The following is an 11,464-nucleotide window of genomic DNA, read 5'->3' on the forward strand; positions in this document are numbered from 1 at the left end:
AAACGCAAAAGCATGGCTGGTTTTTTCAAGAAGATATTTTCGTTCGGCAAGAAGGAGGTCGTCGAGGAGCGCATCGACGAGACCGCCCCCCTCCCGCCGATCAAATGGGATCAGCTCGACGCGCTGAAGCCGGCGGCCGAGCAGGCCGTGCCGGAGTTTTTGAAGCGGGAGGAGGCTGTGGCGGAAGCCGCGCCGGCGGCCGCGCCTGGACCGGAGCCCGAGGAGCCCAAGCCCGAACCTGTCCCCACCATTCCGCCCCCGCCGGAGCCTACCGTTCCGTCAGAACCGGAACGGCAGCCGGAGCCTGCGCCGGAAGAGAAACCGGCAGCCCCGCCCCAGACGCCTGAACCGCCGGCGCCCGAAGAAGTGCCGCAGCCGCCCGTCGTTCCGGAGCCCGCGCCCGAACGGCGGCCGCGGGAGATTCCGCCCGCGCCATCCGAGCCGGAGATCGTTCCATCGCGTCCGGAGAGGCAACCGGAACCCGCGCCTGTGGAAGTGCCGGCGCCCCCAGTCGAAGTGCCGGCCGACATGCCCGCACCGGTCGAAGTGCCGCCGGCGTCGCCGGTTGAAGCCCCTCAGTCGACGGCCGCCTCCGAGCAGCCGACTTCAGAGGCTGGCGCTGCCCCTCATCCGCCTGCCGGCACCTTTTCCCCGCATAGGGACGAGGAGAACGGAGCTGATCGCGATGCCGGCGCCCCTCTTGGCGACGTCAAGGAGAAAAGCTCAACGCTGACGCCTCCCTCTCTCCGTCCTTCACTGGGAGAGGGTGAGGGGCAGCGCCAGCCTGCGGAAACCATCCCATCTCCGATCGAAACCGCTCCATCGGCGGAAATCGCGTCACCTATCCGCCAGCCGGCACCCGTCGAAACCCAGCCGGTCATTGCCGAGATCGCGCCCGAGCCTCAATCGATCCCACAACCCGCCCCGGAGCCCAAACCCGCTCCCGGCAAGGTGACGGTGGCCAGGAAGGTCGAGCAGAAGGCCGAAGTGCAGAAGGCGCCCGAGCCGGCGCCGAGGCGGTCCTGGTTCCAGCGCATGCGGGACGGACTTGCCCGGTCGTCGCGCGAGCTGACCGGCAACATTGCCGGCGTTTTCACCAAGCGCAAGCTGGACGAGGAGACGCTGCAGGACCTGGAGGACGTGCTGATCCGCGCCGATCTTGGCGTGGAGACGGCGCTGCGCGTCACCGATTCACTGGCCTCGAGCCGTTACGGCAAGGATGTTTCCGATACCGAGGTGCGCGCCGTCATGGCGGCCGAGGTGGAGAAGGTGCTCGCCCCGGTCGCAAAGCCGCTCGAGCTCGATCTCTCGCACAAGCCGCATGTCATCCTGGTGGTCGGCGTCAATGGCACCGGCAAGACCACGACCATCGGCAAGCTCGCCGCCAAGCTGACCGATGGCGGCCTGTCGGTGATGCTGGCCGCCGGCGACACGTTCCGCGCCGCCGCCATCGAACAGCTGAAGATCTGGGGCGAACGCACGAAATCGCCCGTCATTGCCTCCAAGCTCGGCGCCGATGCCGCCGGCCTTGCCTACGACGCCTTCGAGAAGGCGAAGGAGGCGGGCTCCGACGTGCTGATCATCGACACTGCCGGCCGGCTGCAGAACAAGACGGAACTGATGGCCGAGCTGGAAAAGATCGTTCGCGTGCTTGGTAAGCTCGATCCCGAAGCGCCGCACACCGTGCTGCAGACAGTCGACGCCACCACCGGCCAGAACGCGCTCAACCAGGTCGAAATCTTCCGCAATGTCGCCGGCGTCAACGGCCTGGTGATGACCAAGCTGGACGGCACGGCGCGCGGCGGTATTCTGGTGGCGATCGCGGCAAAGCACAAATTGCCGGTCTATTTCATCGGCGTCGGCGAGCAAGTCGACGACCTCGAACCGTTTTCCGCAAGCGAATTCGCCAGGGCGATCGCTGGAGTGGCTTGAACAGGCACGATGCCGGAAGTGAGGCTTCCGGATTGGATCGTGCGTAAGAAGGAAACCATGAACCCACCCATTCTCGAACGCGATCCGTCCGACCCGCAGAAAGAGAAGAAGGAAGGCATCAACCCCCTGCTCAAGCTGGCGCTGGAGCTGGGGCCGCTGCTCGTCTTTTTCTTCGCCAATGCGCGCGGCGAGTGGCTGACGCAGAAATTTCCGGTGCTGGCCGAATTCGGCGGTCCGATCTTCGTCGCCACCGGCCTGTTCATGGCCGCGACCGCGATCGCGTTGATCGCCTCATGGCTGCTGACCCGCACCCTGCCGATCATGCCGATGGTGTCTGGCGTCGTCGTTTTCATTTTCGGCGCGCTGACGCTCTATCTGCAGGACGACATCTTCATCAAGATGAAGCCGACCATCGTCAACACGCTGTTCGGCGGGGTGCTGCTCGGCGGCCTGTATTTCGGCCGCTCGCTGCTCGGCTATGTCTTCGAGTCCGCCTTCAAACTCGATGCCGAAGGCTGGCGCAAGCTCACCTTCCGCTGGGGCCTGTTCTTCCTGTTCCTGGCCATCGTCAACGAAGTGGTCTGGCGCAATTTTTCCACCGACGCCTGGGTTACCTTCAAGGTCTGGGGCATCATGCCGATAACGCTTCTGTTCACCTTCAGCCAGATGCCGCTCATCCTGCGCCATTCGCTCGACGACAAAGCCGGCGGGGAAGAGAAAGCCGGCAAATAAGGCAGGGAATAAAGGGGAGAGCCATGGAATTCGTCACCACCCAGGAAGAGCTGCGGACGATCTACAAGACGCCGCGCCCGACCGATGGTTCGATCCGCAAGGAATTGAAGGCGCTCGACGGCCATTGCCGCTCCTTCATCGGCAAGAGCCCGTTCGTGCTGATCGGCTCGTCCGATGGCGAAGGCAATGCCGACGTTACCCCGAAAGGCGACAAGCCCGGCTTCACCGCCATTCTCGACGAGAATACGATCGCCATTCCCGACCGGCCCGGCAACAACCGGCTGGATACGCTGGAGAACATCCTGCGCAATCCCTCGGTCGGGCTGCTCTTCCTCATCCCGGGCATGAACGAGACGCTGCGCCTCAATGGCGAAGCCCGCATCACCGTGGATGCCACTTTGCGCGAGCGCCTCGCGGTCGACGGCAAGGAGCCGCAAAGCGTCATCGTGGTCGCCGTCAAGGCCGCCTACATGCATTGCGCCAAGGCCTTCATGCGCTCCGATCTGTGGAAGCCCGAGAGCTGGTACGACCGTGCCACGCTGCCGACGCTCGGCCAGATCCTGCGCGATCAACTGGCATTGGCCGATTCGGCCGAGGCGACCGACCGCTGGCTGGACGACGAGTACAAGCAGACGATGTGGTAGGGTTTTCGGCCCACGATTCGCCCGGACCTATCCATCTTGCTCCACCTTCTTGCCATCTCAGGCAGCCTGCGGGCGGCCTCCACCAATTCGGCCCTGGTCGCGGCACTGGCGCTGAACGCGCCCGAGGGCTGTCGTATCACCGTCTATGACGGACTTCGCGGCCTGCCGATCTTCAACCCCGACGACGAGGGCGAGCGAACACCGGGCGAAGCCTCCGACCTGATCGACGCCGTCACCCGCGCCGACGGCGTCATCGTCTCCTGCCCCGAATATGCGCATGGCGTGCCGGGCGGACTGAAGAACGCGCTCGACTGGCTGGTCTCGCGCGACGCCGCCGTCGACAAGCCGGCCATGCTGGCCCACGCCTCGCCGCGTTCGCTCTATGCCCGAGCCGCTTTGGCCGAGATCATGCGGACCATGTCGTTCGCGCTGCATGATGGTGGGTTGGAGATCGCCCTGCTCGGGAAGAAGCCAGCGGAGATGGAGGCCATTTTGGCTGAGCCGGAAAAGGTGCTGGCAATGCGCAATGCGCTGTCCGGTTTCGCAGATTTCATACGCTAGCCTTGATCCTTTAGCGGCCAACCATGCGACTTCGTCATTCTAGGGCGGAGCAAGGAGCGCAGCGACGCGGCGCAGACCCTAGAATCCATGCCGTGACATTTGCCAAAGAATGCAGCGGTTCAGAACAGGCACCCCGACGTGGCTAGTACACTGACCGTATCACAGCGGAAACTGCACCGCCGCGACGTTCGAAAGGTCCGGCATGGATCCTAGGGTCTCCGCGACGTCGCTTCGCGACTGCTTCGCTCTAGGATGACGAAGTGGAAAGGACTTCGCCTTCCTTCGATCTACCCCTTCCGCAAGGTCTCGACATCGGTCTTACCGACATACCAGTCGCGGGCGTTGACCTCTTCGAACACCACCCAGACGTCGTCATTGCCGAGTCCGGTGGCGTCCATGATGGCCGCCGTGACTTTTCTGGCGATGTCAGCCTTCTTGCCTGCCGGATCGGCGGCGATCACTTCCTTGACGATGCGGATGTTGACGAATGGCATGACGTCCTCCCATTGATTTGTGCCTGATACCATCGGCGGACTGCTTCGAACTCCGCTCCGGCGGAGCAAATAATGGCGGCTGCGGAAGCCGCGGCGAAGCGGGTGCCGCGGCTATCCGCAGAAGCGCCAACAAGGGCCGCCAGAGAAAAGTTGCGAGCAGCCTCAAAAAGTCTTGGCCCCATTCACCATCAGCCGCACCGAATAGAGCGAGGTGGTGCCGGCGATGTAGAGGCAGTTCAGCTTGGTGCCGCCGAACACGCAATTGGCGGTCACCTCCGGCACCTTGACCTTGCCGATCAGCGTGCCGTCCGGATCGTAGCAGTGGATGCCGTCGGCAGCGCTGGTCCAGATGCGTCCGTCGGCGTCGAGCCGGAACCCGTCGAATAGGCCTGATGTGCAGTCGGCGAAGACCTTGCCGCCGGAAACCTTCTTGCCGTGCTTGCCGACGTTGAACACCCGCATATGCGCCGGGTTCTCAGCGCCATGCGTGCGGCCGGTGTCGACGACATAGAGCAGGCTTTCGTCGAGCGAGAAGGCAAGCCCGTTCGGCCTGACCATGTCGGTGATCACGGCCTCGACCTCGCCCGTGTCGGGATCCACCCGGTAGACGTTGCAGGCGCCGATCTCGCTCTCGGCCTTGTCGCCCTCATAGTCGGTGTCGATGCCGTAGCTGGGGTCGGTGAACCAGACCGAGCCGTCGGATTTCACCACCGCGTCGTTGGGCGAGTTCAGCCGCTTGCCCTTCCATTTGGCGGCGATGGTGGTGACCGAGCCATCATGCTCGGTGCGGCTGACGCGGCGGCCCGAATGCTCGCAGGTGACGAGCCGGCCCTGCCGGTCGACGGTGTTGCCGTTGGAATTGCCCGAGGGCTGGCGGAACACGCTGACGCTGCCGTCGGTTTCGTCATATCGCAGCATGCGGTTGTTCGGAATGTCCGACCACACGACATAGCGGCCGGCGGCGAACCAGGCCGGCCCTTCGGCCCAGCGGCAGCCGGTGAACAGTTTCTCCACTTGCGCGCTGCCATTGAACAGGCGCGCGAAACGCGGATCGAGAATTTCGTAATAGTCTGCGGCCGCCATGCATTTCCTCCCGGCATCACGTGACGCCGGATCAAGCCAGCCCGCGATCGATCTGGCAAGACGGGGTATCAGCAATTTGTAAGACAAAACGGCGGGACGTTCCTTAGGACGCCATTAACCGGCTATGCGCGCAGTGCAATGGTGCATTGCAACATCTTCTTTTTGCAATGCACCATTACTATGTCATGCTCCGTATCGATCAAGGGAGGAAGAACCCGCCGCGAGAATGCGGCACAGAAGGAACCTTGCTATGATCTTGAATGACCTGATGACCCGCGCTCGCAGCAGCATCGCCAAGCGCAAGCACTACAACCGCCTCGTCGCCGAAATCGACAGCTTCTCCAGCCGCGACCTCGCCGACATGCGCGCCGACCGCTCGGAAATGCTCTACCAGATCCACAAGCAGATCTACGGCTGAGCCCCACCGCGTTTCGTCATCCTCGGGCTTGACCCGAGGATCCATGCCGCGACTTCAAACGAAGCATGCAGCGGCTCGGAATAGCGGTTCTATCAGCGGCGAAGAGTCCCTTATCCTGATCCGCCTTGCCTGTCACTAATATCACGGCATGGATCCCTTGGGCTGCAAAGCAGCTCCTAGGGTCTGCGCCGCGTCGCTTCGCTCCTTGCTTCGCCCTAGGATGACGAAGGCGAGTTGGAGTTGTCAGTTCGGTACGGCCAGCGCTTTTTCAATCTGTGGCAGCAAGAGATCCCTCGCCGACTCCGCCGTCAGCGGGCCGACATGCTTGTAGGCTATCTTGCCATCCTTGCCGATGACGAATGTTTCCGGCACGCCATAGACGCCCCAGTCGATCGCCGTGCGGCCGGCTTCGTCGACGCCGATCGCCTGGAACGGATTGCCGAGGTCGCCGAGGAAGCGGCGGGCGTTTTCCGGCCGGTCCTTGTAATTCAGCGCCGCCATCGTGAACCGCTTGTCCTGCGCCAGCGCCAACAGAACCGGGTGCTCTTCCCGGCACGGCGCGCACCACGACGCAAAGACGTTGACCAGAGTGACCTTGCCGGCGAAGGCTTTCGAATCGAGCCCCGGCAGGTTTGACCCCTCCAGCGCCGGCAGACTGGTCTGCGGCGCCGGCAGGCCGATGAGCGCCGATGGCACTTCCGAGACATCGCGTCCCGACAGAAGCTGCGACAGGAACAGGCCGGCCAGGCCGAGGAAAACCAGCAGCGGCAAGAACACGAACAGGCGGCGACGCGTCGGCGTTTCGATTTCGCTGCTCACGGCTTTCCCGCCCCGGTCTTGTCGGAGCGCCGCCGCACCCCGGCCGCCTCGAGTTCGGCGAGTTCGCGCTTGCGTGCCCGCTGGTCAAGCAGGATCCAGCCGATCAGCCCGGCCAGCACGATCGCGGTGATGGCATAGGCGGCGGTGACGTAGAGTGCGTGCGGGCTCATGCCGGCCGCCTCCCTGGCATGCCGCTCGCCAACCCGGTCCGTTCGCTGCGCTCGCTCATGCCTTCCCTTAACCTCGCGCCACGGGCCGCGCAATCTGCCGCCGCGCCGCAGCCTCTGCCGCTCGCGGCCGACTCAATCCGTGCCATGGCGCAGCGCCAGCGCCGCGGCCACGGGGCCCAGCACCGCAAGAAACAACGTCAGCGCGGCAAGAATGAGGAAAGGCTGCAGGAACGGATCGGGATTCGCCGTCGCCCCGTAGCTTGCCGAAACACCGAAGATCAACACCGGAATGGTCAGCGGCAGCACCAACACCGAGATCAACAGCCCGCCGCGCGGCAGCGCCACCGCCACCGCGGCGCCGACGGCGCCGATGAAGGTGATGGCCGGCGTGCCGACCAGAAGCGTCAGTGCCGTGGCGCCGATGGCGACCGGTTCCATGTTCATGAACAGGCCGAGCAGGGGCGCGGCGACCACCAGCGGCAAGACGCTTCCCGCCCAATGCGCGACGCATTTCACCAGCACCGTCAGCGCCAGCATGTGCCGGTCGTGGCCGAGCACCAGCAGATCGAGCGCGCCGTCCTCGCGGTCGGCCTGGAACAGCCGGTCGAGGCCGAGCAGGCAGGCAAGCAAGGCGCCGATCCACAGGATCGCAGGGCCGATGCGGGCCAAGAGCTTGAGGTCCGGCCCGACGCCGAAGGGGATGGTGGCGATGACGGCAAGGAAGAAGATGACGCCGGTCAGCGCGCCACCGCCGGCACGGATATTGAGGCGGATGTCGCGGGCTAAGAGGGACCACATTACGATGTGGTCCCCGGTTGAAGAAGGCGTTCCGTCACGCCCCCCTCTGTCCTGCCGGACATCTCCCCCACGAGGGGGGAGATCAGCCGTCGGTTCGGCTTTCGCCAATCACTAGCGTCGCCAAGATGAGCGAGGCGCCGAAGCCACCAATCTCCCCCCTCGTGGGGGAGATGGCCGGCAGGCCAGAGGGGGGCGCCGTAGAGCACGGAAATCAATGGCCTACCCTCATTTGCAGCTCGCGCGCCCCTTCCAACCCCAGCGGCAGATGCGTTGCCGCGACGACCATCCCTCCATCCCCCAAGTGCTCGCGCATCAGCCCCGCGAACCTTCCTTCCGAAGCCTTGTCCAGACCCGCCGTCGGCTCGTCCAGCAGCCACAGCGGCCTGTGGCTGACCAAAAGCTTGGCGATCGCCGCGCGGCGCCTCTGCCCGGTCGAGAGATAGCCGAACGGCAAGTGGCCGATGCCGCCCAGCCCGACCGTTTCCAGCGCCTCCTCGACACCGAGCCGGCCTTCGCCCTGAAACTCCAGCCAGAAGCGCAAGTTCTCCGCCACGCTCAGCGCCGTCTTCATCGCGTTCTGATGGCCGAGATAATGGCAGGCTGAGGCAATCGACGGGAATTCCTCGCCGCCGCCTTCGAGCAGCAGGCGGCCCTCCGCTTTCGGCAGCAGCCCGGCGACCACCCTGAGCAGCGTCGATTTTCCCGAGCCGTTCGGCCCGGTCACCACCAGCGCCTGCCCCGCCTCCAGGGCAAACCCGATGCCGGAAAACACCGCCTCGCCGCCGCGCTCGCCGCCCAGATTTTCGGCGATCAGCCGCATCCCTTGCCTGTCCCTCGAACGAAGCGGCGCGGCCGCTGCCGCATCGCACAAATTTGCTTTGCAACTGTCTAGAACTATTCCAGAAAATTCTCTATATGCGGGTCATCCGTGCCAGCGGTCGGCACGGGAACAGAATTAGCGCCGAACCAGCGCACGCGCCGCCTTGAACGGCTCGGGTTGCTTGGGAGCGGACAGCGGAAATGGCCGTACCCGCACCTTTGCGCGTGATTGCATGCCATCGGCGTCCGTTCCCTTTCAGGCTGAACAGACAAGGATCGCACGTGTCAAAATCCCTCGACAGTTTCAATTGCCGCCGCACGCTGAAAGCGGGCGACGCCGAGTATGTCTATTTCGACCTCGTCGAGGCCGAGAAGAACGGCCTCACCGGCATTGCCCAGCTGCCCTATTCGATGAAGGTGCTGCTGGAAAACCTGCTGCGCAACGAGGATGGGCGCTCCGTCACCAAGGAATCGATCCAGGCGGTGGCCGGCTGGCTGACCGACAAGGGCACCGCCGGCGTCGAGATCGCCTACCGCCCGGCCCGCGTCTTGATGCAGGATTTCACCGGCGTCCCGGCCGTGGTCGATCTCGCCGCCATGCGCGACGCCATGGCCTCGCTCGGCGGCGATCCCCAGAAGATCAACCCGCTGGTCCCGGTCGACCTCGTCATCGACCATTCCGTCATCGTCGACGAGTTCGGCACGCCGATGGCCTTCGCCAGGAATGTCGAGCTCGAATATGAGCGCAACGAAGAGCGCTACAAATTCCTGAAATGGGGCCAGCAGGCGTTCCGCAACTTCCGCGTCGTGCCGCCCGGCACCGGCATCTGCCACCAGGTCAACCTCGAATATCTCGGCCAGGTCGTGTGGACCAGCACCGAGGACGGCGAAACCACAGCCTATCCCGACACCTGCGTCGGCACCGATTCGCACACCACCATGATCAACGGCCTTGGCGTGCTCGGCTGGGGCGTCGGCGGCATCGAGGCCGAGGCGGCCATGCTCGGCCAGCCGGTTTCCATGCTGTTGCCCGAAGTCATCGGCTTCCGCCTCACCGGCAAGCTCAAGGAGGGCGTCACCGCCACCGACCTCGTGCTCACCGTCACCCAGATGCTGCGCAAGAAGGGCGTCGTCGGCAAGTTCGTCGAGTTCTTCGGGCCGGGCCTCTCCAACATGACGCTGGCCGACCGCGCCACCATCGGCAACATGGCGCCCGAATACGGCGCCACCTGCGGTTTCTTCCCCGTGGACTCGGAAACCATCCGCTACCTCACAATGTCGGGCCGCAGCGAGGACCGCATCGCCTTGGTCGAGGCCTATTCCAAGGCGCAAGGCATGTGGCGCGAGGCCGGTTCCGCCGATCCGGTCTTCACCGACCTGCTCGAACTGGAACTCGACAGCGTCGTGCCGTCCATGGCCGGCCCCAAGCGCCCGGAAGGCCGTGTCGCGCTCGAAGGCATTCCGGCCGGCTTCGCCAAGGCGATGGACGCCGAGTACAAGAAGGCGGCGGAAATCTCCAAGCGCTACGCCGTTGAAGGCACCGACCATGACCTCGGCCATGGCGACGTCGTCATCGCCGCCATCACGTCGTGCACCAACACCTCGAATCCGAGCGTGCTGATCGGCGCCGGCTTGCTTGCCCGCAACGCCAACCGCCTCGGTTTGAAGCAGAAGCCGTGGGTAAAAACCTCGCTGGCCCCCGGCAGTCAGGTGGTGGCCGAATATCTGGAAAAGTCGGGCCTGCAGAAGGAGCTCGATCAGATCGGCTTCAACCTGGTGGGCTTCGGCTGCACCACCTGTATCGGCAATTCCGGCCCGCTGCCGGCGCCGATCTCCAAGACCATCAACGACAAAGGCCTGATCGCTGCCGCCGTGCTCTCCGGCAACCGCAACTTCGAAGGTCGAGTCTCTCCCGACGTGCAGGCGAACTACCTCGCCTCGCCACCGCTGGTCGTGGCCCACGCGCTCGCCGGCACCGTCACCAAGGACCTGACATCAGAGCCGCTCGGCGACGACAAGAATGGCAATCCGGTTTATCTCAAGGATATCTGGCCAAGCTCGGCCGAGATCCAGGAGTTCATCGAGAAGAACGTCACCCGCGAGCTGTTCGCCCGCAAATATGCCGACGTCTTCAAGGGCGACGAGTACTGGCAGAACGTCAAGGCGCCGGAAGGCCAGACCTATGCCTGGGACAACAATTCGACCTATGTGCAGAACCCGCCCTACTTCGCCGGCATGACATCAGGTTTCGGCAAGATCGGCGACATCAAGGGCGCCCGCGTGCTCGGCCTGTTCGGCGACAAGATCACCACCGATCACATCTCGCCCGCCGGGTCGATCAAGGCCGCCTCGCCGGCCGGCAAATACCTCACCGACCATGGCGTCGGCGTCGCCGACTTCAACCAGTACGGCACGCGGCGCGGCAACCATGAGGTGATGATGCGCGGCACCTTCGCCAACATCCGCATCCGCAACCACATGCTGGGCGAGAATGGCCGCGAGGGCGGTTACACCATCCACTATCCCACGAAGGAAGAGGAATCGATCTACGACGCGGCGATGGAATACAAGAAGGAAGGCGTGCCGCTGGTCATCTTCGCCGGCGTCGAATACGGCAACGGCTCGTCGCGCGACTGGGCGGCCAAGGGCACGAACCTGCTTGGTGTCCGCGCCGTCATCGCCCAGTCCTTCGAGCGCATCCACCGCTCGAACCTGGTCGGCATGGGCGTCATCCCCTTCGTCTTCGAGGAAGGCACCTCCTGGGCCTCGCTCAACCTCAAGGGCGACGAGCTGGTCGAGATCGATGGCTTGAGCGCCATCAAGCCGCGCCAGACGATGACCGCCAAGATCACCTATGGCGACGGCACGGTGAAGAACGTGCCGATCATCTGCCGCATCGATACGCTGGATGAGCTCGACTACTTCAAGAACGGCGGCATCCTGCAATACGTGCTGCGCGATCTGGCAGCGTAGAAAGTAGGGGAGTAGGGAACT

At 64.3% G+C, this 11,464-nt stretch carries 12 protein-coding genes; 6 read left to right on the forward strand and 6 right to left on the reverse strand.

Annotated elements, in window-relative coordinates; all coding sequences use genetic code 11:
* The first annotated feature begins 12 nt into the window (after positions 1–12).
* The 4 genes from ftsY to EN845_RS23260 are packed head-to-tail and all read left to right on the forward strand — an operon-like array spanning position 13 to position 3,869.
* The gene (gene ftsY, locus EN845_RS23245) at positions 13–1,932 is read left to right on the forward strand and encodes a signal recognition particle-docking protein FtsY (RefSeq protein ID WP_127872813.1); all 1,920 of its coding nucleotides are present in this window, start codon (positions 13–15) and stop codon (positions 1,930–1,932) included.
* Positions 1,933–1,989: 57 nt separating this feature from the next.
* Positions 1,990–2,664 carry a septation protein A gene (locus EN845_RS23250; protein ID WP_127872812.1) on the forward strand — a complete coding sequence of 225 codons (675 nt, stop codon included), beginning with the start codon at positions 1,990–1,992 and terminating at the stop codon, positions 2,662–2,664.
* A 23-nt stretch (positions 2,665–2,687) separates the two neighbouring features.
* Positions 2,688–3,308 (forward strand): pyridoxamine 5'-phosphate oxidase family protein, encoded by a 621-nt coding sequence (locus EN845_RS23255; RefSeq protein WP_127872811.1) that lies wholly within the window; start codon positions 2,688–2,690, stop codon positions 3,306–3,308.
* Between the two features lie 36 nt (positions 3,309–3,344).
* Positions 3,345–3,869: an NADPH-dependent FMN reductase gene (locus tag EN845_RS23260; protein ID WP_127872810.1), complete on the forward strand. Its 525-nt coding sequence runs from the start codon at positions 3,345–3,347 to the stop codon at positions 3,867–3,869.
* A gap of 287 nt (positions 3,870–4,156) precedes the next feature.
* Here the strand turns inward: EN845_RS23260 and EN845_RS23265 are convergent, their stop codons facing one another.
* Complete coding sequence (locus EN845_RS23265) at positions 4,157–4,363, reverse strand: 4-oxalocrotonate tautomerase family protein (protein ID WP_127280266.1); 207 nt, start codon at positions 4,361–4,363, stop codon at positions 4,157–4,159.
* 162 nt (positions 4,364–4,525) lie between these two features.
* On the reverse strand, positions 4,526–5,446 hold the full coding sequence (locus EN845_RS23270) for an SMP-30/gluconolactonase/LRE family protein (RefSeq protein WP_127872809.1): 921 nt from the start codon (positions 5,444–5,446) through the stop codon (positions 4,526–4,528).
* Between the two features lie 250 nt (positions 5,447–5,696).
* Between EN845_RS23270 and EN845_RS23275 the strand changes: the two genes are divergently transcribed.
* Complete coding sequence (locus EN845_RS23275) at positions 5,697–5,864, forward strand: hypothetical protein (RefSeq protein ID WP_127280268.1); 168 nt, start codon at positions 5,697–5,699, stop codon at positions 5,862–5,864.
* Between the two features lie 243 nt (positions 5,865–6,107).
* Here the strand turns inward: EN845_RS23275 and EN845_RS23280 are convergent, their stop codons facing one another.
* The 4 genes from EN845_RS23280 to ccmA form a co-directional block, all read right to left on the reverse strand.
* A complete protein-coding gene (locus tag EN845_RS23280; protein ID WP_127872808.1) occupies positions 6,108–6,683 on the reverse strand; it encodes a DsbE family thiol:disulfide interchange protein in 576 nt (191 codons plus the stop codon).
* The gene (ccmD, locus tag EN845_RS23285) at positions 6,680–6,853 is read right to left on the reverse strand and encodes a heme exporter protein CcmD (protein ID WP_127280270.1); all 174 of its coding nucleotides are present in this window, start codon (positions 6,851–6,853) and stop codon (positions 6,680–6,682) included. Before ccmD ends, EN845_RS23280 begins: the two co-directional genes overlap by 4 nt.
* Positions 6,854–6,985: 132 nt before the next feature.
* Positions 6,986–7,651 carry a heme exporter protein CcmB gene (gene ccmB / locus EN845_RS23290; RefSeq protein ID WP_127872807.1) on the reverse strand — a complete coding sequence of 222 codons (666 nt, stop codon included), beginning with the start codon at positions 7,649–7,651 and terminating at the stop codon, positions 6,986–6,988.
* Between the two features lie 211 nt (positions 7,652–7,862).
* Positions 7,863–8,471, reverse strand: coding sequence for a heme ABC exporter ATP-binding protein CcmA (gene ccmA, locus EN845_RS23300; protein WP_127872806.1), 609 nt, complete (start codon positions 8,469–8,471; stop codon positions 7,863–7,865).
* Between the two features lie 281 nt (positions 8,472–8,752).
* Here ccmA and acnA point away from each other — a divergent pair, with 281 nt between their 5' ends.
* Positions 8,753–11,443, forward strand: a complete 2,691-nt coding sequence (gene acnA / locus EN845_RS23305; RefSeq protein WP_127872805.1) for an aconitate hydratase AcnA — start codon at positions 8,753–8,755, stop codon at positions 11,441–11,443.
* The last annotated feature ends 21 nt before the right edge of the window (positions 11,444–11,464 follow it).

Origin of the sequence: Mesorhizobium sp. M8A.F.Ca.ET.202.01.1.1 (genome assembly GCF_004791595.1) — a bacterium.
Taxonomy (GTDB): domain Bacteria; phylum Pseudomonadota; class Alphaproteobacteria; order Rhizobiales; family Rhizobiaceae; genus Mesorhizobium.

Coding starts and splice junctions, on each gene's coding strand:
- ccmB (WP_127872807.1), bottom strand. CDS start 7,651: ATGTGGTCCCTCTTAGCCCGCGACATCCGCCTCAATATCCGTGCCGGC.
- EN845_RS23255 (WP_127872811.1), top strand. CDS start 2,688: ATGGAATTCGTCACCACCCAGGAAGAGCTGCGGACGATCTACAAGACG.
- EN845_RS23250 (WP_127872812.1), top strand. CDS start 1,990: ATGAACCCACCCATTCTCGAACGCGATCCGTCCGACCCGCAGAAAGAG.
- ccmD (WP_127280270.1), bottom strand. CDS start 6,853: ATGAGCCCGCACGCACTCTACGTCACCGCCGCCTATGCCATCACCGCG.
- ccmA (WP_127872806.1), bottom strand. CDS start 8,471: ATGCGGCTGATCGCCGAAAATCTGGGCGGCGAGCGCGGCGGCGAGGCG.
- EN845_RS23275 (WP_127280268.1), top strand. CDS start 5,697: ATGATCTTGAATGACCTGATGACCCGCGCTCGCAGCAGCATCGCCAAG.
- ftsY (WP_127872813.1), top strand. CDS start 13: ATGGCTGGTTTTTTCAAGAAGATATTTTCGTTCGGCAAGAAGGAGGTC.
- EN845_RS23265 (WP_127280266.1), bottom strand. CDS start 4,363: ATGCCATTCGTCAACATCCGCATCGTCAAGGAAGTGATCGCCGCCGAT.
- EN845_RS23270 (WP_127872809.1), bottom strand. CDS start 5,446: ATGGCGGCCGCAGACTATTACGAAATTCTCGATCCGCGTTTCGCGCGC.